Below are 21,368 nucleotides of genomic sequence, written 5' to 3' on the forward strand. Positions count from 1 at the left end.
AGGATCGATAGTGATAAAGGAAGCCGGCCGCCAATCGATGTGACGCCATGACATGAAGAGAAGAGGCTGCCGCTCAAGCGACGCCTCTTCTCTTCATGTTCGCCCCGTACAGCAGCGCTTAGGTTTGCTGTTGCCGCTCTCAAGAATACGACGGCTAATCAAGCTTCAAGATCCACACATCGTGGCCCGCAAGCTCCGCTTTGCCGCCTTGCATCTTGAGATCGGTCAGCAGATCGATACCGGACCTCTCGCCCAGGTCGACCGTAACGGCAGTCTCGTTGTGATTAAGCACGAACAGGTAGTCCTGACCGTCCTTGGAGCGGAGCGTCGTCTCCACGCCATCCGGTGTCGAGGCAATGTGGGGGCGAATGCCGCGGGAGGCGCACAGCTGCGACAGCCAGTCCTGCAGGAACGCTTCTTCCGGGCTCGTCGCCAAGTACCAGGCTTCGCCCTCGCCGAACTTGTTGACGGTAAGCGCCGGCATGCCGCGATAGAAATCGTCGCCGTAAACAGCCTTCACTTCGGCGCCTTCGGAGTGGATCAGGTCGCAGAGCATGCCGCACACGTATTCCGGCTTCAAGCCGGGAGTGCCGTCCGATACGACGATCCGGTTCCGCTGGCTGGGAAGCAAGGCGTCGATTTCTTCCGCCCATAGGCCGAGCAGCTTCCGCAGCTCGCCAGGATAGCCGCCCAGCTTGACCCGGTCGTTCTCGTCGACGATGCCGCTGAAGAAAGTCGTGATGAGCGCTCCGCCAGCTTCGACGTAGGCTTCAAGCTTACTGGCCACGCCCTGCTTCACCATGTACATGACGGGTGCGATGACAAGGTCGTAGGAGCCGAGGTCGGCTTCCACGCTGACGACATCCGCCGAGATTCCCGAACGATATAGGGCATCGTAGAACTTATGAGCTTGTTCCACATACTTGAGGGCGATGGTCGGGCCGCTGGACATTTCGACCGCCCACCAATTTTCCCAGTCGAATACGATGGCGACTTTGGCTTTGACTCGGGCATCCAGGAGCGATTCGCCGAGTTTTCCAAGCTCCGCGCCGAGCTGGGCGCATTCGCGGAACACGCGCGTATGCTCGTGGCCGACATGCTCGATGACGGCTCCGTGATATTTCTCGCAGGCCCCGATCGAGCGGCGAAGCTGGAAGAACATGATCGTATCCGCGCCTCGGGCCACCGCCTGGTAACTCCACAAGCGCATCACGCCCGGACGCTTGAGCGAGTTGTAAGGCTGCCAGTTCTGCTGGCTCGGGGTTTGCTCCATCACCATGAACGGCTGACCGTCCTTCAGGCCGCGCATCAGATCATGCATCATAGCCGTGTAGCTATACGGCGTATCGAAGCGGGGGTAGTTGTCCCAGGACACGACATCCATGTGCCCCGCCCATTTATGATAGTCGAGCTTCTTGAAGGCGCCCATCAGATTCGTGGTGACGGGAATATCCGGCGTATGCTTCTTGACCGCTTCGTATTCAAGCTTGTAGCACTCGAGCAGGCTGTCGGAATGGAAGCGCACGTAATCGAGCGAGATGCCCTGGAAGTTCGTCTCCGTCCTCCCACCTGCCCCGACCCATTCCTCGCTGAGCCCGCTTGGCAAGACGATGTCCTCCCAATCGTGGAACGTATGGCCCCAGAACGCGGTGTTCCAAGCGCGGTTTACCGCGTCCAGCGTACCGTAACGCGCCTTCGCCCATTGACGGAAAGCCGCTTCGCAGTTGTCGCAGTAGCAATTCCCGGCGCCGCCGTATTCGTTGTTGATATGCCAGATTAGAAGAGCCGGATGGTCCTTATAGCGTTCCGCTAGCTTCTCCGCCATTCGAACCGAATACTTGCGAAAGGTCGGGCTGTTCGGGCAGGAATTGTGACGCCCGCCGAACTTGCGCTTACGGCCGTGGAAATCGACTTGAAGCACATCGGGGTATTTGCGCGCCATCCAGGCGGGGTGGGCCGCCGTGCTTGTCGCGAGACAGACGCCGACTCCAGCCGCGTGAAGCTTGTCCATCATCTCGTCGAGCCAGTCGAAGCTGTAGGTTTCTTCGTCGGGCTGGTTGTTCGCCCATGCGAAGACGTTCAGCGTCGCCACATCGATGCCGGCAAGCTTAAACATGCGCAAATCTTCGTCCCAAATCTCCTTCTCCCACTGATCGGGATTGTAATCGCCGCCATACCAAATCTTCGGTTTGCTTGCGTTAATCATCTTGTGGCACCTCACCTTATATGATAAAACTGCATTAGACTCCTTTATTTTATGACGTAAGATTACTGGATCCTATATAAAAATACCGAATTCATATATAAAAATACGGAGGTTTTCTATGATGCGCCGTGTAGTTCCCGCCTTCCCGGCTGAGTTGCTGCCCTTGCAGCTGGAAACGATCGGAATGAATCCCGACCAAGAGACGCTGGAGCGGCCAATGGGCTACCCTTACTTCCACTGGCTTCTGACACTGGAAGGCGAAGGCGAGCTGTCGACGAACGGTCAAACCTGGAAGATGACGGAACGTTCAGGCGTTCTTCTGTTGCCGGGGACGCCTCATCGCTATGAGGCCAGAAGCGGCCGGTGGCAGACCGGGTATATCACCTTTCACGGAAGCATGGCCGCAAGCTTCGTGCAGTCGCTCGGTTGGGGCATGGCCGAACGTTTCCAATGGGAAGCGGGCAATGATCGGATAACCGCTCAGCTGGAGAACATGCTGGCGTTCGCCGAATCAGGCGGCGATCCGTCAGGCTGGCAATACTCGGCGGATTTGTACCGATTTCTAACGCTGCTTCGGACCGATGCCCGTACGGACAACCGACCATCCATGTCGAAACGACTGGAAAGGATTCAAGGTCTGCTGGACTGGCTTGAGCAGGAATTCGCCAACCCGGGGATCGGACTAGCGGAGATGGCAGCGCAGCTTGGCATAGGCGAAAGGCAGCTAAATGATCGATTTCGCGAGCTGTTCGGCCAGACGGCCTATGCGTATTTAATTCAACTGAGGCTCCGCAAGGCGAAGGAATGGCTTCCATCGCGTCCGGATTGGACGGTACGCCGCATCGGAGAAGCGGTCGGGTTCCGTGATGCGAGTCACTTCGTGGCGACGTTTCGCCAGAAGGAAGGCATGACGCCGGACACCTACAGGAAGCTGTACGGCACGGGAACGGCTTCGGGCTCTTGATCGCCGGCAAGCATGCATAATTCTGGAATCTCATGGAACAATAGCATCGAGTGGAAAAATATGAAGCGAGCAAGGTGATTGTTCCGGTGGGTGCGAGTACGGGCAAGGTGAGCTTCCTTCAAATAGGCATGGTTATGATGCTGATGTGCGGTCTTAGTAATCACGTCATTATTAATCCTATGCTTCTTCAGGCAGCGGGACGGGATGCCTGGATTTCCGTCATTTTGGGCGGCGTCTTGTTTCTGCCCTGGTATGCTCTGCTGCATATTTTTATGAGAAGATCCGGCGCTCAGAAGCTGCAGCCCTGGCTGGCTAGTAAAACGACGCCTTTGATATCCTGGATTATCGTCACCCCGTTCCTCCTCCAGCTGTACACGATCGGAGGAACCACTGTCTTTCATACGACGACCTGGGCGGTGACCAATTATTTGCCGGAGACGCCGAAGCTGTCCCTAGTGCTCGTGTTGTGTGCCGTAGCCTGGTATTTTGCCAGATCCGGTTTGCGGATGATCGCCATAAGCTCGGGAATGCTGCTTCCGATTGTCATTGTGTTGGGATACTTTGTGGCTTCGGCCAATATGCCTGAGAAAGACTTTCGCTACCTGCAGCCCATCCTGGAGAAAGGCTGGCTCCCCGTCTTTCATGGCATGCTTTATGCGTGGGGCGGGTACATGGAGCTTGCCATGATCTTGACCGTTCAGCACCGGATAAAATCCCAGCCTAAGGTCTGGAAGCTCCTGCTGCTTGCGGCCATTATCGTATATATCACCTTGGGTCCCGTAATCGGAGGAATTACCGAATTCGGATACGAAGAAGCGGCGAAGCAGATGACGTCTCCCTACGAGCAGTGGAGGCTGGTGAAATTAGGCCAAAATATTGAGCATGTCGATTTTTTATCCGTGTTCCAATGGCTTTCCGGAGCCGTGGTCCGGGTCGGCTTTGCTATGTTTCTAATCGGGGATATGCTGCCGTTTAAACAGGAAGCAGCGCGCAAACGGCTTGTTTTGTATCTCGTCCTGAGTTATTTGGTCCTCTCTATGTTGCCTATAGAAGCCTATACTGCATATATATGGATGTATTCGATATATTTTCCTATCTCCTTGGTGACGGGGTTCGTGACGGTCATGGTTTGTTTAGCGATTTCATTATTTGCTAAGTCTAAGAAGAAGGAGGCGGCGGTTTGATGCGAAATAACGGGGCAGCTGTGAAGCAGTGGAGTCGAGAGAAATTTCAAACGTTATTTCCTCATTCCGTTGATGTGAACATCGTAAGCTATCAGCTCGGTGAGGATGAGCACGCGGAGGTTGTCCTGCTATTTAGCGAGGGTTTATGCGATAGCAGCCAAATAAGCAAAACCATTCTTCCGGAGCTTGAGGTTATGTATAGACATAGCAGGCTTTCTCTACTGGTATCCGATCACATTACCGGCGCCCTTCCGCTGGCGTGGGTCGAGGAAGCAACTCCTGCCCAAATATCCGAATGGGTGTTCCAAGGGGATTTATTGCTGCTTTTTACGCAGACTTCCGCCTTATTCCGAATGAGCCTTAGCAAGCGGCCTCAGCGAACACCCGAAGGCTCGACCACCGAGATATCCATTAAGGGCCCCAAGGACGGATTTGTCGAGGATATTATGACGAATATTGCTTTGATACGAAAACGGCTAAGGAGCCATTCCCTTTACATTGAGGATTGGGTTTTGGGGAGAAGGACCCAGACGAAGCTCGCTCTCCTCTACATAGAAGACATCATTTCCCCGGAAATTTTGAGTAAGGTAAAAAGCAGATTAGGCGTTATCGATATAGACGGGCTTTACAGCATCAACCAGCTGGAGGAGAAATTATCCGACTACAAATATTCCTTGCTGCCCCTTTTTGACTATACGGGTAGGCCGGATAAAGCGGTTTCCAGCTTGCTCGCAGGCCGATTCGTCCTTATCGTGGATGGAAATCCGATGGTTCTTATCGGTCCCGCTACGTTCGCTCTGCTTCTGAAATCACCGGAGGATTTGTATTTCGACTTCCAATATATTTCATTCGCCCGCATGATCCGCGCTATAAGCTTTGCTTTATCCGTGCTGCTGCCCGGGATCTGGGTATCGCTATCCACGTTTCACCCTGATCAGGTTCCGTTTCGTCTGTTGGCCACCATCTCATCCTCGCGGCTGGGCCTTCCTTTCACCGGGCACGTAGAGTTGTTTATTTTATTGGTCCTGCTGGAAATTTTTAAGGAAGCGGGAGTACGGCTGCCAAGCTCGATCGGACAAAGTCTCACGGTTATCGGCGGATTGGTTATCGGGGATGCGGCCATCCGGGCGGGCCTCGTTTCTCCAAGTGTCGTCGTGGTGGGGGCCATCACAGCGATCGCGGGGTCGACCTTGATCAATCAATCGTTAAGCGCCTCGGTAAGCGTCATTCGGTTTTTGCTCTTTTTTATCTCCGCCATGCTTGGGATGTACGGGTTGATTCTCGGCGTCGTTCTTCTGATCGGCTATATGGGCCAGCTGACTTCATTTGGAGTGCCCTACATGTCGCCGTTCTCTCCGCCTATCTTCAAAGAAATTCCAGGAGCCCTATTCCGGTTACCCTGGAACAAGTATAAACAAAGACCTGAGGAATTGAACCCCATAGACTCAGACAGGCAAGGAGAAGGGTAATGTGAACACCTGGATTCGTATGCTTGCTATATGCTTGTTGTTGGCAGGGGCGGGTTGTAAGGACTCGAAGCCTATCCAAAATTTGGCCTATGTGACCGCGATCGGACTCGATTATAAGGATGGGCATTTCATTGCCTATGCCCAGATCCTGAACTTCGTCAATGTGGCCAAGATGGAAGCGGTGGAGACCGGGAAAAATGTACCGGTTTGGATCGGCACCGGGAGAGGAAGAACGATGAACGAAGCGTTAAACATTCTATCGGCGACTTCTCAGATCCGTATGTTTTGGGGGCATGTCAGGGCCATCGTGATAACGGAGGAGCTGCTTAAGCTGCAGCCCAGGATCAAGGAAGCCTACGAGGCCATCAATCGCTATCGCGAGGTTCGGTACAACATCATGCTCTACGCCACCAAAGACTCTATGATCGATGTGCTTAAGCAGAAATCGCTCTTAAATCTTTCACCTTTGGACACGATACTGGATACTCCGGAGCAACTGTACGTACAAAGATCATACATCACGCCCCAGTACGGATTCAAATTCATCGCCGAGCTGAACGAGGAAGGCGTGACCGCTACTATGCCGGACCTGACCATCACCAAGAAATATTGGAGGGAGGATGAGAAGCCTAAGCCCATGTTTCAAACCAACGGAGCTTATTTTATTCGTGAAAATAAATCCGTTCAATGGTTCTCCGAAAGAGACCTGGAGGGGAAGCGCTGGGTTCAGGATAATAATATGCGTTCGCTGATTATCGTACCCAATGATCAGCATCCCAAGGCTTCCCTCATCATCCAAAAGCCCAGATACCGAATCCGGCCAGTCGTAGTCAACAATCAGGCCCGCTTCGATATTGAGGTTAAGGCGAAAGCCTATGTACAGGCGATAATCGAGGAGAGCACCATCCCGGAATTGAAGCAGTTAACGGAAAAGACGATGGCCGAACAGATCATGAACACCTATCTAAAGGGGATGTCGACGCAAACGGATGTGTATAATCTGTACGGGGTGCTTTACCGTAAAGATTCAAAAACTTGGCACAGGCTGAAGAGCCAGGAGCTTCTGGTCTTAAATAAAGACACCATAGGCAAGATCAAAGTCGAGGTAACCATGACAAACACCGGTAAATATAAAGGATACAGGGAGTCGCCGGGCTAAGGGACAGCCTGCGTTCGTCCGCTAGTCGAAAGCTGTTCCGCGAGGTCTTGGCTGATCTGCGGGACAGCTTTGGCAGTTCAGGGTGGAAGCCCCATGCGATTTGTGCTTTAATCAAGTTATCATTCACATATTCTAGGTCATGCCTATCAATAGAACAAATCAGAACAAGAAATCACAAGCGAAGACATAGGAGGACTTGTCTTTACTAGGTATGATAGTGATGGTAACCGCTTACAGGTTAGTTCGTAGTACATTTTTCTAGAGAATGAGGCTGCCATCCTATGCGAAAACTAACAAGTGCTGTTTCAAGATGGAAAAGGTACCTGACGTTGGCTGGTCTCCGGATGGAAATGAAGCTGATTATTATTTTTATTGTGTTGATTATTATTCCCATATCCCTATTGGGATATGTAACGAATAAAAATTCAAATAAGTCTCTTCAGGACAATACGATCGCGTATGTCATGGAAGTATCCAATGAAATGATGCGAAGGCTTGACGAGTACATTAAAGATATGGAGCAGCTTTCAACGATTCCCGCTTATGTGACCGAAATCAAGGAGAATCTGGAGCTATCCAATGGCTATTATGAGGCCGAGCGCTCAAGCAGGAAAGCCGGGGCTATGGAACCCTCTCCCATGAATCCCATAACGCCGACTTCAGTTGACATCAGGCAGAAAGTTGAGGCCAGCATCAATTTTTTAAACAATATTAAACAGGAAACTACCTCGGTCTATCTCTTCGATAAGTATGGGAATGCCTATTATCGGTACAAGAACGGATATCGGACGGACATTCAAACCCGCTATGAACAATGGAAAAAAGCCGTCGAGGAGCAAAAAGGGCTGCCTGCGCTAATCGCGACGGAAGAGATCATTAGCAATACGAAGGGACGAAGCTTTGTTTTTTCGGTAGTTCGCGAAGTATTTAATGACGCCTATCAATCGATCGGATTAATTGTTGTGGATGCAAACATGAGTACAATCGAGCGTTTCGTGAGCAGCTTAGATAAGGTCACGAGAGGGAAAACCTTTATCGTGGATCAACATAATATGGTTATCTATGATAGCGACCGCGCTTATATCGCCCGTCAGCTCCCGGAATCCAAGTGGCTGCATAAGGCTAACGGCCAGCAAGGAAGCTTCGAGGAGGAAGTTGACGGGGTTCAGTCGCTTGTGGTGTACGTGGCCTTAGAGCGAACCCAATGGAAAATGCTGATCACCGTCCCCTTGAAAGAACTGACGAAGGATGTAGAACGGAATCAAAGGCTAGCCTTTTTCTCCGCGATTCTTACGATCGGTGTAGCATTAACTGCTTCGATCTTTCTATCGTTTGCGGTCACGCGCTCGTTGCGGAAGCTGATTAATCTGATGAGAGTGGTCCAGCAAGGCAAGCTCGATGTCAGGTATCCGATAACGGTTGACGATGAGATTGGACGGCTTGGCAATCAATTTAACCGGATGCTGGAGCGGATTCAGGATTTAATTCATGAAAATCAGCTGATCGGCGAGCGGAAGCGGGAAGCGGAGCTGGATGCGCTTCAATCCCAGATCAATCCACATTTTATCTATAACACCTTGGAATCGATTCGGATGACGGCGGAATATAACGACGATGAGGAAGTAGCGGATATGACAGAAATTTTGGGCAAGCTGCTACGGTATAGCATCTCCATGGGCAAGGAGTTTGTAACCTTGGAAGAAGAGCTTGATCACATAAGAAATTACATGAAGCTTCAAGATTACCGGTACCCGCATCAATTTCAGCTGATCATTGAGCCTTACGGGGACTATCGCAATCTTCACTTGCTCAAATTAGTCTTGCAGCCTATCGTAGAGAATGCGATTTTTCATGGTCAAGATGCTTCGAAGCCGGCTATGATCCTTCGAGTATCCTTCCAGGTCACAGGCTCCGATATCGGCATCTTGATCCGAGACAACGGACTCGGCATGGAGCCGGAGGTTCTGCACAAGCTGCGAATGTCACTGATCAGCCCGGCGGCAGAAGGACAACAGCGAAATAAGCGAAGCATTGGGCTTCGAAATGTGAATGAACGCCTGAAGCTATACTATGGAGAAGCCTACGGGCTCGAAGTCGACAGCGTTCCCGGAGAGGGGACGCAGGTATGCCTCAGGGTGCAAAGAATGGAAGGAAAGGAGCGTTTGTATGCTCAAGATAGCGATCGTGGATGATGAAGAGCGTATTCGACTTGGATTAAGCAAAGTGATCATGAAAGCCAGCGCTGATTATGAAATCGTCGGCTCTTTTGCCAATGGCATGGATGCACTTCAGAATTTGACTCATCTGGAGGTTGATGTGGTGATCACAGACATCCAGATGCCGGCATTGAACGGGCTTGAGCTGATTGAGCAGCTTCAGCACATAAAGCCTGCGCTCGCTTTCGTCGTGATAAGCGGATACAGCGAGTTCGAGTATGCGCGGCAAGCATTGCGGTTTGGCGTTAGCGAGTATTTGCTGAAGCCGGTGAACAAACAGGAGTTGTACAGCGCCCTGGAGCGGCTGCACGAAGCGGTCCGAACCGTGCAAAGACGTCAACAGAACGAGCGAACGGAAGCTTTGAAGAAGTTGCTCGACATCCATTATTCTGCTGAGGAAGCGGAAGCTGCGCTTAGAAGCTTGCCCCTGGATTTTTTGAATGAATTCGCCACCGTTCTAGCCGTGAAATCCGAATTGCCGATGGATAGAAAGAACATCGAAGCATGGGAGAACGAGGAGCATGCCTGTTCGTTCTTACAAGTCCTTATGTTCTCTGAATACGAGGCATGCATCGTATATACGCATGGGCTTATGACCGAGCAGGAGCGGCATGCAAGCTCCCAAGAGCTTGCCGAATCGCTCATGCGTCGGCTTAGCGGTGTACTGTCGGCGGGAATCGGACTTGCAGTCGCGGATGGCCTGAAGCTGAGGGAGGCTTATCAAGAGGCGCTGCGTGCGTGTGACTATGCGATCTATTCACCCTATCGAACCCAAACGATAGGCTACAAGGAAGTTCCTGCTGCCGCGGAGCCCATGACCATGAGCAAGCTGGAAAAGAGGATTAAACCTTACCTGGACCTGTTGGAGGTAACAAAAATACGCGATGAGCTGCAAGCAGCCTTTGCCGAGATAGCTCAATTAAAGCTTGAAAAAAAACGGGTGATCGAAGCATGCTCGAAATGGATATCCTTCATTCACCATGAAGTACCGGAATTCAAGGAGGCTGCCGCAGTGAACTACGGTCCGGACTTTGCAATCGAGGCCTCGTTGAACCGGCATCTTCGGCTGCACGATATTCAAAACCACCTGAACCGCATTGTGAGTGAAGCACTTACTATAGCGAAGGATATGCGGGGCGGAACCGGGAACCGCGTGATAGAAAAAATCAAGAGAATCATTGCGGAGGAGTACCGGCATGATATCGAGCTGCCTCGGCTTGCGGACCAGGTGTACCTGACGCCTAGCTACTTGAGCAAGTTTTTCAAAGCGGAAACAGGGCAGACGTTAACCGATTACTTAATCAACATACGCATCGAGAAGGCAAAGGAATTAATAAAGCACCATGCGGAGATGAAATCGTACGAGGTGGGGGAGATGGTGGGCTATCCGGATCCTGCCTACTTCAACAAGCTATTTAAACGCATCGTTGGTCTTACGCCCAAGGAATATAAAGATACGATCAGATTGCCCTAGCGATAGGGCTATTTCCGTTCTCGCTATTTATTTTGTATAAATGAAGACAAGAAATACAGAATAAGTACATGTATCAGGCATATGTGAATCGTTATAATTAATCCTTGATAACGAAATCAAATGACCTGCCGGGGTACGCTAGGCTACTAGAGATTAGGGAGACTCTGCTGACAGATGAAAAAAACACTAATCCTGCTTTTCTCTATATCGCTGCTGACCGCTTGCGAATCCGCGGAGAACCGTCACATCCCGTCCGTCCCCGAACCGGCGAAGCACGAAGAGCTTCAATCGACGGATTCCCCTGTCAAAGGGACGATCACCGTCACGACCAATCGGGTCGACTTGGTTAACGATGGCACATTCCAGCAATATGCCGATGCTTTTAAAGCCAAGTATCCGGGAGTTGAAAGCGTTATATTCGAGCCCCTCTCCAATTACGAGAGCGAAATCAGGACTCGTATTACGACGGGCGCTGCTGGAGATGTGCTGCTGATACCGGGGAATATAGCCCAAAATCAGCTGGGCGATTTTTTTGAACCGATAGGGGATGTGGCCGATCGCCTGGGGCAGCTGTACTTTAAAGATTTCAAAGCTTATAACCAGGATATTTATGGCATTGTCTCAGGAGTTTCCGTCGAAGGCATCATCTATAACAAAAAGGCGTTTGCTAAGGCAAAGATCAAGCGGCCTCCGACTACGCTGGACGAATTTTATAACGTTTGTATCCAGCTTAAGCATGCCGGCATCATCCCTATCTATGTGAATTATGGCGATCAGTGGCCCATGAAGCAATGGAGTGAGATATTGGCGACGATGATGAGCGGGAAGGGTGATTATCTGGATGACATGACCGGTCTGGACGCTCCCTTTCAGCTTGATAACGAATTCGGCAAGTCCATCACCATTCTGCGTACCCTGATTCAAAACGAATATGTGGAGCCGGAACTCAGGTACAGCAATTGGGAAGCCTCCAAGAGTGATCTATCGACGGGAAAGGCAGGCATGTACTTTCTGGGAAACTGGGCTATCAATCAATTAATCGAAGCGGGTGCGAGGTCAGAGGACATAGGATTCTTCCCATTTCCCTATGACAATAGCGGAAAGTACCATGCCTTATTGAATAATGACTGGTTCTATGCCGTAAGCAAAGTCAGCCGAAACAAAGAGACAGCTAAAGCTTGGATTCGCTTTATGGTGGAGGAATCGGGTTACGATACCCGCTCAGGCTATATACCTCCCCAAGTTACGAAAGCGGGGAGACTTCCGCAGCTGGATGAATTTTATTCGTACGAGCCTCATCTTATTGAGAATGCGCCAACCTCACCCTTGTGGTATGCCATTGCGAATGGTTCCCAAATAGATTTCTTTGAAGGAAAGTATTTGCAGAGAGCAGCGATAGCCAAGGACTTGAAAAGCAGCTTCGCGGAACTGAATAAGAAATGGAAAGAGGGTAAACTCCGTGCAGAAACTAACCCTATGACAGACTGGTCGGGCATCAACACCGTTAGAGAGGAAAGGGATGAACAAAGGTGAATTTGAGCTATAAATCGCAAAGGACACTCATACTGGTTTCGTTTCTGACGATCCCCTTATTACTTTTAGGCATGTTTTCCTACTATCCGGCGCTTAACCTGATTTATTACAGCTTTTTAAAGTGGGATGGATTGACCGACAAAACCTTCGTGGGTCTGTACAACTACAAAGAAATATTAACGAATATCGAGTATTTCGGGGTGCTTAAAAATAATATCTATTATTTTGTAGGCGGCCTTCTCCAAACGATGTTCGCCCTCTACTTTGCTGTAGTGCTGAACTCGAAGCTAAGAGGGCGCAACGTCTTCCGGGTCATCTTATTTTTGCCGTATATCATGCATAGTGTAGCCATCGTGTTTATGTTTCAAGCGCTTTACAATAACCAGTATGGCACGTTAAACGCTTTGCTCGACGCCATCGGATTGGGAAGCCTGCAGCAGGATTGGCTTGGAAATAAAAACGTGGTAAACTACGCTCTCGCATTCGTTTCGATGTGGAAATACATGGGCCTCAGTATGGTCATCTTCCTGGGTTCTCTGCAATCGATTCCTCATGACCTATATGAAGCGGCCCGGATCGACGGCGCATCTACGTTTCAGCAGTTTTGGAGAATCACGCTGCCGAGCATTCGCAAGGTCATGGAGCTGCTGCTGCTGCTTACCCTTACCGGCGCTTTGGAAGCGTTTGAAATTCCATACATCATGATGCTGGGGGCCAATGGCACGGACACCTTCATTATTAAAACCGTGGAAGTTGCGTTCCAGTTCAAGGAAGTTGGCTTAGGATCGGCTATGGCCGTCATCATGCTGATTATCGTTCTCATGTTTGTGGGGCTTCAGCGACTCGTGCTCAAGGGAGGGGAAAAGCTATGAGAGGCGAGGAGACGAGGGCACTCAAGTCATTTTATTATTTAACTTTGCTCATCGGAACATTTGTCGTATTATTTCCTCCGTATACTATTTTTATCACATCATTAAAAAGCAAGCAGGAGTTTTTGCAAAGCCGATTTTCCCTGCCTACGGATTGGTTCAACTTGGATAACTATATGTATATCTTTCAGAAAACAAAAATATTATCCACGGCCTTGCCAAATACCCTGTACATTATCGTGGTCTCGGTAGCCGGCAACATCATTCTTGGTACGATGGTCGCCTATGCGCTGGGGAGGTTTGAGTTCCGGCTAAAAAGACCCATCATAGGCGCTTACTTGCTGGCTTCGGTGATACCTCTTGTAACGACGCAGGTAGCTACGTACAAGCTGATGAACGCGCTCGATTTAATTAATAATATTCACGCTCCCATTTTGCTGAATCTCGGAGCTGATGTCATTTCGATCATCATCTATTTGCAGTTTAGCCGGAATATACCGTATTCGCTGGATGAGAGTGCCATGCTCGAAGGCGCTTCCCTATTCAGAATTTATTGGAATATTTTCTTTCCGCTGCTGCTCCCGGCCACGGTAACGGTCGTCATTCTACGAACGATTTACATTTACAATGATTTTTATATCCCATTCTTATATTTGACCAAATCGTCGCTGCAGGTGATCTCGACCTCGATCTTCCAGTTTGTCGGTCCTAACGCGGCAAGCTGGAACTATATCTCGGCGATGATTATCGTAATCTTTATCCCGGCTATCGTCCTGTTCTTATTCCTGCAGAAATTCATTTATGCCGGCGTAACCAGCGGTTCCGTCAAAGAGTAAGGCCCCAACTCTTCACACTGACAAGCTTCCTGCCGATGCCGGCATGGAAGCTTGTTTTATCGTGGCGAGGTTCATGAGGAAAGAGCATAACTGAAGACAAGAATTATAATTCTAGCACAATGTAATCGTTAGTCATTTCGGATACAATCGGTTTGTAAGCGATAACAACGATAACAAGATGACAAGGGGAGTAGGAGTCCAATGAAAAAAGTAGTAGGAACATTGCTCGCGGTAGCTCTTTCTGCAACGGCTCTTGCAGGATGCGCAACGACGGAAACCAAAAACGGGGTGTCGCCGGAAGGGGACAAACAACAAGCAGCAGGCGCGAATGAAACGGTTAAAGGCAAGATTACGATGGTGACCAACCGTACGGATCTTATTAACGACGGTACGTTCGATAAATACAAGGAGGCTTTCAAGAAGAAATACCCTGGCGTACAGGATATTGAGTTCGAAGGCATCACGAACTATGAAAGCGATATCCGCGTTCGTTTATCGGCTAATAATGTCGGAGATGTGCTTATGATTCCTTCCAACATTGCCACGCAGGATCTCGGCAAATTTTTCGCGCCCGTCAATGATACGGTGGACAAGCTCGGGGATCTTTATTTCAAAAATATCAAGGCGCATGACGGCAAGATTTATGGTATCGTGTCCGGTGTAAGCACCGAGGGCATCGTATATAACAAAAAAGCTTTCGAAAAAGCGGGCATCACCTCGATTCCGAAAACGCTGGATGAATTCTACGCCGCATGCGAGAAGCTGAAAGCGGCCGGTCTTGTCCCCATCTATATCAACAATGGCGCTCAATGGCCGATGAAGCAATGGGGGGAAGTACTGGTTCCGTTCATGAGCGGCAAGGCTAACTATTTGGACGAAATGGTTAACACCGACGAGCCGTTTAAAGTGGACAATGAATTCGGTAATGGCTTTACGATCGTGCGTACCCTGAAAGAGAAGGGCTATGTGGAGAAAGACCTCTATTCCAACGTGTGGGAAGCATCCAAAGGCGAAGTTGCCACGGGTAAAGCGGGCATGTACTTCTTGGGCAACTGGGTCATCAATCAAATTATCGGCGCAGGAGCAAAATCCGAAGACATCGGCTTCTTCCCGTTCCCGTACGACAACAGCGGCAAGCTGAATGCTCCGCTGAACTATGACTACTTCTACGGCGTTAGCGTGGCGAGCAAAAATCAGGAGACGGCAAAAGCCTGGATCGAGTTCATGGTTGCAGAAGCAGGCTATGTAGAGGCGTCGGGCTACATTCCTCCGCAAAAATCCAAGGAGCCGGCCCTCGCTCAGTTGAAAGAATACAAATCCTTTAACCCTAACTTTATTGAAAATGTAGCGACCTCCTCCAAATGGAACGATACAGGCAACACCGCCAAAATTGATTTCTTCGGCGGCAAGTACATTCAGAAGGTGCTGGAAGCCAAGGATCTGAAGACGGAGCTCGATGCCTTGAACAAGAGCTGGAAAGAAGCAAGAGCTGTAGTCAAGTAAGTAAAACCGTAAGCCTTATGAGCGGCTTAATAAACCGCTTGTAAGGCTTTTTTTTCTGTCGGGTAATTTAGCATAATTGCAAACAATAAATAACAAATTAGTACATATCAAATAGATTAGGCAAACATTATGATCATTTTGAAAGCGATAACAAATAGAATTGCACGTTCTTGTGGTTCTTTTTTCTTTCCCGAATCCAGGTCGGAAGGGAGGAGTCCGTATTACGCCGGAGGGATAGAAATTTGAATAAATAAGCTGAGAGCAGAACATGGATGGTGTTGGAAATCTCCTTGAAAATCGCAAGAAGTAACTCAGAATCGATGGAGGTTGAGGAATGAAAAAGTTTTTAACGAGTTTGCTTTTGTTCGGGATGCTAGTTTGCTTGCTGCCTATTCTACCTGTGAGCGCTTTCACGAACGAAGCCATGATCAAATCGGTAAGTTCAAGCTCCGATGAAGATTCAAGCAAGCTGGCGGCATTCGCTATTGATGGCAATCCTTCGACAAGATGGTCTTCTCAATATTCCGATCAGCAATGGATCACCGTAGATCTCGGCCAAGCTAAAGAAATTAAGGGGGTTACGCTTAACTGGGAAGCTGCTTATGCGAAGTCCTATCAGATTCAGACATCCACAGATCATACCAACTGGACGACCGTATTTTCCACGACGACAGGCGACGGAGGAATCGATAACCTAACTTTCAACCCAACTAGCGCGAGATATGTAAAGATGTTTGGCATGGAACGGGCAACCCCTTACGGGTACTCCCTCTGGGAATTTGAGGTGTACGCAGCAGGCGGAACGGAAGACAACACGCCTCCTGCTGCCACGGGCATTACTTCGGGTACCGTTTATAAGCTTACGGCTCAGCATAGCGGAAAAAATCTGGACGTAGAAGGGGGCTTTACGGCTGACGGAACGAAAGTACAGCAGTGGGCGGACAATGGAAATGCCCAGCAGAAGTGGAAAGTGATTGACGCCGGCAGCGGAACCTATAAGCTGATTGCCCAATCAAGCGGTAAAGCGCTAACTGTAGCCGGAGGCTCCACAGCAGACGGGGCCAGCGTGCAGCAGTGGACGGACAACGGCTCATCAAGTCAACAATGGAAGATTATTGACGTCGGTGGCGGATATTATAAGCTGATCGCGCAGGCAAGCGGTAAAGCATTGGATATAGCCGGCGGCAATACCCATGACGGAGCGAACGCTCAGCAGTGGGCGGACAATGGGAATGCCCAGCAGAAGTGGAAATTCACTCCGATTGACACGCCCGTAGAAGATACGACGCCGCCAACTCCACCAACGAGCCTGCAAAGTCCTTCCAAGACGAGCACCACGGTAAGTCTTGCATGGACCGCGTCAACCGACAATGTAGGTGTAACCGGCTATGAGATTTATAACGGAGCAGCCTTGGCGGGTTCGAGCGCCACGACCAGTTATACGGTAACTGGCCTCGCGGCGGGCACCTCGTACAGCTTCACGGTAAGAGCCAAAGATGCCGCGGGCAATCTATCGGCAGAAAGCAATGTCCTAATCGTGAAGACCGAGCCCGATCCTGTTCAAGAAGGAGGATTTTATATTAACGGCACGACTCTTTATGATGCCAATGGAAATCCTTTTGTTATGAGAGGAATCAATCACGCTCACACTTGGTTTAAGGATCAGGGGGCGGTGGCGATCCCTGCGATCGCCAGAACCGGAGCGAACACGATCAGAATCGTGTTGTCCGACGGTCAACAATGGACAAAAGACAATCTGTCAGCGATACAAAATCTGATTACGTTGTCGGAACAAAACAAATTGGTCGTTGTCCTTGAAGTACATGATGGCACGGGAGATAACAATATCTCCGTATTGGAGAATATTGCGAACTACTGGATCGAAATGAAAAGCGCGCTTATCGGAAAAGAAAAAACAGTCATCCTGAACATCGCGAATGAATGGTATGGCGAATGGAATGGAGAACGCTGGGCACAGGGGTATAAATCCGTAATTCCGAAGCTCAGACAAGCCGGAATCAAAAACACCATTATGGTCGACTCAGCCGGATGGGGCCAATACCCGCAATCGATTTTTGACTACGGAACGCAAGTATTTAATGCCGATCCACTCCAAAATACGATGTTTTCCATTCATATGTACGAATACGCTGGGGGCGATGCCGCCACCGTAAAAAACAATATCGATCAGGTATTGAATAAAAATTTAGCTCTCGTCATCGGAGAATTCGGCATCAAGCATACGAATGGCGATGTGGACGAGGCCACCATAATGAGCTATTCCGAGCAGAAGGGCGTAGGTTATCTCGGATGGTCCTGGAAAGGTAACGGATCGGGTCTGGAATATCTCGATATGTCTAACGACTGGGGAGGAACGAGTTATACCGAACAAGGACGCGCCATTATTGAAGGTCCGAATGGCATCAAGGCGACATCCAGAATTAGCTCCGTTTATGGCGGTCCGGCCGATACTCAGAAGCCTTCCGCGCCTACCAATCTTGTTGGCGCTTCACCCTCTTTTTCATCCGTTGCGCTCAGCTGGAATCCATCGACAGACAATGTCGGAGTCACAGGATACAACGTATATCAAGATGGAAGCCTGGCAGCCATCAGCCGGGGGACAGCTTACACGGTCACAGGGCTGAAAGGCCGTACAACCTATAACTTTACGGTAAGGGCAATCGATGGCGCAGGCAACATCTCGGATGCCAGCAACCCGGTGAAGATTACTACCTTGGAAAGCTTTGATAAAACGCCTCCTACGGCACCCACCGGTCTGAAGGCTGTAGCGGCAATCACAACCGCGTCTCTGTCCTGGACCGCATCTACCGACGATGTGGGGGTGGCAGGCTATCATATTTACAAGGATGGCGTTCTTGCAGGCTCAAGCACAACAACAAGCTATGTCGTATCGGGTTTGGAGGGTAACACGACCTATGCTTTCACGGTAAAAGCGTTTGATGATGCCAATAATTTATCGGCTCCCAGTAATGCTGCAACCGCTTCTACCGGTGACCCCGCCAATGTTCAGACCATAAAGCCGGGTATTATTGCCGACTATACGACCTGGTACGTTGGAATCAACGGCGCTGACAAACCGGCATCCGGTACGGTTGCGACGCTTACCAGGCTGGCTAGCGGCGGCTTGGACATGAAGTTTAATCTTCAGACCGAAAACTATCCCGGTTTTCAAGTCGATCCAGCCACACCCGCGAACTGGCGTTCATACAACAAGATGAACATAGTCATCACGAATCCGAACGCCAAGGAAATTCAAGTGCAGCCGATCGTGAAAGACGGCGCTTGGGAATGGGTAGAGCTTGGGCCGTATATCAAAATTCCGGCAAAGACGACCGTCTTGGCTGCGGTTCCATTGGAAGGTCTGGCGAATAAAGAAGTCAATCGAATGATCTTCAGAGTGCAAAGCGGCAGCAGCGGTTTTGCAGGAAGCCTACAATTGCATACGATCGACTTTGATTTGGCGGCCGACGCTTATGCGGCCGCGATCGCAGAGATGAACCGTCCGAATAAGGCCAGCTATTATCCTTGGAATCACGTTGATTCTGCCTTCACCGGGAATGTCTCCAGCGGATTAGACGGAGAAACGATATTTGTCAATTACAGTTCTTCCATAAGCGATACGATCGCGGCTGGTGTGGCCACGGAAACGAAGCCTGGACTCGGAGTAGGCGATGACTGGACCCCGTATTCCAGCGTCTCTTGCACATTAACGAACACCGGCACCAAAGCCATCCATGTTTCGCTAGTGCTAAGGTCAGGAGGGGGATGGGTATGGCAAGAGACGGGCGGTCAAACCGATACCGACCTGACGACCGAACGGGTGCTGGGTCCGGGCGAATCGGTTGACGTTACGTATGCGTTCCATTCCCCGATTTGGAAATCGGCCGCTACCGCCTGGGTGAACAATGCTAAGGTATCCGGCCTGTCGGACATTCGGGGGATTGCATTCAAAGTATATCCCGGTACGGGCGAGCAGGTTTCAGCCGGAAAGCTAAGCATTACGAATTTTCAGTTGAATTTCTAGAATCCATACGCAGTCGTCCAGCCATTAGCAAGTCAAAAACGCTTGGAGATATCCCATCTCCAAGCGTTTTTGACCTTTAATCCTCCGCCTGCCACCTACCGCCGCCCGGGAGCGGACAGCTGCGCTGCTTCAGCCAGGCTGAGACGGGAATGAGACAGCCGCAGACCGCGCAGGTTGTTCCCCCTTGAAGCTTGGGGCACGCGCGACAGAGCTCCAGCCTCGCCTGATAGACAGGCTCAGGCACTCGGCGCTCCGGGGCAAATGCCGGCGAGGCCAGCACCCGTACCATCTGCGCGTCGGTCACTTGATGCTCGGGCCGGCACCCCTTGCATAACGTATCGTCAGGCATCCTCATCGCCGCTTATGGCTTGGGCGTAAGCTCAAGCACGACGACCGACATGGCGGGCAGCTCGACGGACAGCTTGCCGTTCTCCAGCCTATAACCGGTAAAGTCCTGCGGCTTCACAGCTTCCGGCTGGTCAAATGTATTATGAGCATCCATGACGTCTGCCGTCAGGATGGTTCCGTTGATGCTCAGGTGCGCAGGCTGTCCGTTCAGGCCGCGAATATCGAGAGATACGGAGGAGCCGGCTGCATGGTTCAGGTTGCACAGGCTGATATGAATCCTTCCTTCGCTGTCCCGGGAAGCCGATGCCGAAAGCTCCGGAATTTCCTTGCCGTCATAGCTATAAGCTCCGCAATCCAGCGTCAGGTCCAGCAGCTCCGCGTCCTGATGTACCTTGAACATATCGAATACGTGATACGTAGGCGTCAGCAGCATCTTCTCGCCTTCCGTCAAGATGACGGCCTGGAGCACATTCACGAGCTGTGCGATATTGGTCATCCGCACCCGCTCGCTATGCTTATGGAAAATATTCAGGCTCAGGGCGGCGACGAGCGCGTCGCGCATCGTGTTCTGCTGATACAGGAAGCCCGGATTGGTGCCCGGCTCCACATCGTACCAGGTTCCCCATTCATCCACGGAGAGTCCGACCCGCTTGTCCGGGTCGTATCGGTCCATGACGGCGCTGTGCCGGGTCAGCAGCTCGTCCATGCGCAGCGCCTTCTCCAGCGTACCGAACCATTCTCCTTCGGCGAAGCCGGTAGCGCTGCCCTTATTCGTCCAGGACGGACCGGGAATGGTATAGTAATGCAGCGTGAGGAAGTCCATGTAACGTCCGGCTTCCCGCATCAGCACTTCCGTCCAGTGGTAGTTGTCATCGGCGGGTCCGCAGGCGATCCGCTGAATCTTGTTGTCTCCATAATTGCGGACATACGTCTGGTAATGCCGGTAAAGATCGGCATAATATTCAGGGCGCATATTGCCTCCGCAGCCCCAATTCTCGTTGCCAACGCCGAAATAGGTCAGCTTCCACGGCTCCTCGCGCCCGTTCTGCTTGCGCAGCTCGGACATCGGGGATTCACCGCCGAACGTGAGATATTCCACCCATTCCGACATCTCCCTCACGGTGCCGCTGCCCACATTGCCGCTGATGTACGGCTCGCAGTCGAGCAGCTCGCACAGCCTCATAAATTCATGCGTGCCAAAATGATTGTTCTCCACAACGCCGCCCCAGTGCGTGTTCACCATCCGTTTGCGTCCCTCGCGCGGGCCGATACCGTCCATCCAGTGATATTCATCGGCGAAGCATCCGCCCGGCCAGCGCAGCAGGGGGATCTTGATCTGCCGGAGGGCAGCCAGCACGTCATTGCGCATGCCGTCCGTATGAGGAATGGGCGAGTCTTCTCCGACCCAGATCCCTTCATAGATACACCGGCCTAGATGCTCGGAGAAATGTCCGTAAATGTTGCGGTTGATGCGGCTTTTGCGGATATCCGCGTTCAGTACGCCTTGATGAGCCATCGTATGCCTCCACTCCCTTTGCTGGGCTATTCGTTCAGCAAAAGTA

The 21,368-nt window shown here is 50.8% G+C and carries 14 protein-coding genes and 2 pseudogenes; 13 read left to right on the forward strand and 3 right to left on the reverse strand.

Annotated features, from left to right (window positions below; translation table 11 throughout):
* Positions 1 to 154: 154 nt before the first annotated feature.
* Positions 155 to 2,206: a beta-galactosidase gene (locus tag GSF01_RS27245; protein WP_159888409.1), complete on the reverse strand. Its 2,052-nt coding sequence runs from the start codon at positions 2,204 to 2,206 to the stop codon at positions 155 to 157.
* 118 nt (positions 2,207 to 2,324) lie between these two features.
* Here GSF01_RS27245 and GSF01_RS27250 point away from each other — a divergent pair, with 118 nt between their 5' ends.
* The 13 genes and pseudogenes from GSF01_RS27250 (at position 2,325) to GSF01_RS30630 (ending at position 19,458) form a co-directional block, all read left to right on the forward strand.
* Positions 2,325 to 3,170 (forward strand): AraC family transcriptional regulator, encoded by an 846-nt coding sequence (locus GSF01_RS27250; protein WP_159888410.1) that lies wholly within the window; start codon positions 2,325 to 2,327, stop codon positions 3,168 to 3,170.
* Positions 3,171 to 3,256: 86 nt separating this feature from the next.
* Positions 3,257 to 4,354 carry an endospore germination permease gene (locus GSF01_RS27255; protein ID WP_235941762.1) on the forward strand — a complete coding sequence of 366 codons (1,098 nt, stop codon included), beginning with the start codon at positions 3,257 to 3,259 and terminating at the stop codon, positions 4,352 to 4,354.
* On the forward strand, positions 4,354 to 5,823 hold the full coding sequence (locus GSF01_RS27260; protein WP_159888428.1) for a spore germination protein: 1,470 nt from the start codon (positions 4,354 to 4,356) through the stop codon (positions 5,821 to 5,823). Before GSF01_RS27255 ends, GSF01_RS27260 begins: the two co-directional genes overlap by 1 nt.
* A 1-nt stretch (position 5,824) precedes the next feature.
* Positions 5,825 to 6,982, forward strand: a complete 1,158-nt coding sequence (locus tag GSF01_RS27265; RefSeq protein ID WP_159888411.1) for a Ger(x)C family spore germination protein — start codon at positions 5,825 to 5,827, stop codon at positions 6,980 to 6,982.
* Between the two features lie 344 nt (positions 6,983 to 7,326).
* The gene (locus GSF01_RS27270; RefSeq protein WP_235941763.1) at positions 7,327 to 9,174 is read left to right on the forward strand and encodes a cache domain-containing sensor histidine kinase; all 1,848 of its coding nucleotides are present in this window, start codon (positions 7,327 to 7,329) and stop codon (positions 9,172 to 9,174) included.
* Positions 9,149 to 10,672: a response regulator gene (locus GSF01_RS27275; RefSeq protein ID WP_159888413.1), complete on the forward strand. Its 1,524-nt coding sequence runs from the start codon at positions 9,149 to 9,151 to the stop codon at positions 10,670 to 10,672. Before GSF01_RS27270 ends, GSF01_RS27275 begins: the two co-directional genes overlap by 26 nt.
* A 174-nt stretch (positions 10,673 to 10,846) precedes the next feature.
* Positions 10,847 to 12,205: an ABC transporter substrate-binding protein gene (locus tag GSF01_RS27280; protein ID WP_159888414.1), complete on the forward strand. Its 1,359-nt coding sequence runs from the start codon at positions 10,847 to 10,849 to the stop codon at positions 12,203 to 12,205.
* Positions 12,202 to 13,077, forward strand: a complete 876-nt coding sequence (locus GSF01_RS27285) for a carbohydrate ABC transporter permease (protein ID WP_159888415.1) — start codon at positions 12,202 to 12,204, stop codon at positions 13,075 to 13,077. The genes GSF01_RS27280 and GSF01_RS27285 overlap by 4 nt, the downstream gene beginning before the upstream one ends.
* Positions 13,074 to 13,910, forward strand: coding sequence for a carbohydrate ABC transporter permease (locus GSF01_RS27290; RefSeq protein WP_159888416.1), 837 nt, complete (start codon positions 13,074 to 13,076; stop codon positions 13,908 to 13,910). The genes GSF01_RS27285 and GSF01_RS27290 overlap by 4 nt, the downstream gene beginning before the upstream one ends.
* Before the next feature lie 201 nt (positions 13,911 to 14,111).
* Positions 14,112 to 15,413, forward strand: coding sequence for an ABC transporter substrate-binding protein (locus tag GSF01_RS27295; RefSeq protein ID WP_159888417.1), 1,302 nt, complete (start codon positions 14,112 to 14,114; stop codon positions 15,411 to 15,413).
* A gap of 334 nt (positions 15,414 to 15,747) precedes the next feature.
* Positions 15,748 to 17,883: pseudogene (locus GSF01_RS30620) on the forward strand (cellulase family glycosylhydrolase); the annotation flags it as partial.
* A gap of 24 nt (positions 17,884 to 17,907) precedes the next feature.
* A pseudogene (locus GSF01_RS30625) lies at positions 17,908 to 18,129 on the forward strand (fibronectin type III domain-containing protein); the annotation flags it as partial.
* A 3-nt stretch (positions 18,130 to 18,132) separates the two neighbouring features.
* Positions 18,133 to 19,458 carry a fibronectin type III domain-containing protein gene (locus tag GSF01_RS30630; RefSeq protein ID WP_456238676.1) on the forward strand — a complete coding sequence of 442 codons (1,326 nt, stop codon included), beginning with the start codon at positions 18,133 to 18,135 and terminating at the stop codon, positions 19,456 to 19,458.
* A 76-nt stretch (positions 19,459 to 19,534) separates the two neighbouring features.
* Here the strand turns inward: GSF01_RS30630 and GSF01_RS27305 are convergent, their stop codons facing one another.
* Entirely contained in the window at positions 19,535 to 19,807 is a 273-nt protein-coding gene (locus tag GSF01_RS27305; RefSeq protein WP_159888419.1) for a DUF6171 family protein, read from the reverse strand.
* 12 nt (positions 19,808 to 19,819) lie between these two features.
* Positions 19,820 to 21,322, reverse strand: a complete 1,503-nt coding sequence (locus GSF01_RS27310) for an alpha-N-arabinofuranosidase (protein WP_159888420.1) — start codon at positions 21,320 to 21,322, stop codon at positions 19,820 to 19,822.
* Positions 21,323 to 21,368 lie beyond the last annotated feature (46 nt).

Origin of the sequence: Paenibacillus puerhi, from assembly GCF_009846885.1 — a bacterium.
Lineage (GTDB): Bacteria > Bacillota > Bacilli > Paenibacillales > NBRC-103111 > Paenibacillus_G > Paenibacillus_G puerhi.

Excerpts from the sequence above, each read along its gene's own strand:
- GSF01_RS27270 (WP_235941763.1), top strand. The coding sequence starts at position 7,327 with ATGGAAATGAAGCTGATTATTATTTTTATTGTGTTGATTATTATTCCC.
- GSF01_RS27290 (WP_159888416.1), top strand. The coding sequence starts at position 13,074 with ATGAGAGGCGAGGAGACGAGGGCACTCAAGTCATTTTATTATTTAACT.
- GSF01_RS27310 (WP_159888420.1), bottom strand. The coding sequence starts at position 21,322 with ATGGCTCATCAAGGCGTACTGAACGCGGATATCCGCAAAAGCCGCATC.
- GSF01_RS27260 (WP_159888428.1), top strand. The coding sequence starts at position 4,354 with ATGCGAAATAACGGGGCAGCTGTGAAGCAGTGGAGTCGAGAGAAATTT.
- GSF01_RS27275 (WP_159888413.1), top strand. The coding sequence starts at position 9,149 with ATGCTCAAGATAGCGATCGTGGATGATGAAGAGCGTATTCGACTTGGA.
- GSF01_RS27245 (WP_159888409.1), bottom strand. The coding sequence starts at position 2,206 with ATGATTAACGCAAGCAAACCGAAGATTTGGTATGGCGGCGATTACAAT.
- GSF01_RS27250 (WP_159888410.1), top strand. The coding sequence starts at position 2,325 with ATGATGCGCCGTGTAGTTCCCGCCTTCCCGGCTGAGTTGCTGCCCTTG.
- GSF01_RS27280 (WP_159888414.1), top strand. The coding sequence starts at position 10,847 with ATGAAAAAAACACTAATCCTGCTTTTCTCTATATCGCTGCTGACCGCT.
- GSF01_RS27305 (WP_159888419.1), bottom strand. The coding sequence starts at position 19,807 with ATGCCTGACGATACGTTATGCAAGGGGTGCCGGCCCGAGCATCAAGTG.
- GSF01_RS27295 (WP_159888417.1), top strand. The coding sequence starts at position 14,112 with ATGAAAAAAGTAGTAGGAACATTGCTCGCGGTAGCTCTTTCTGCAACG.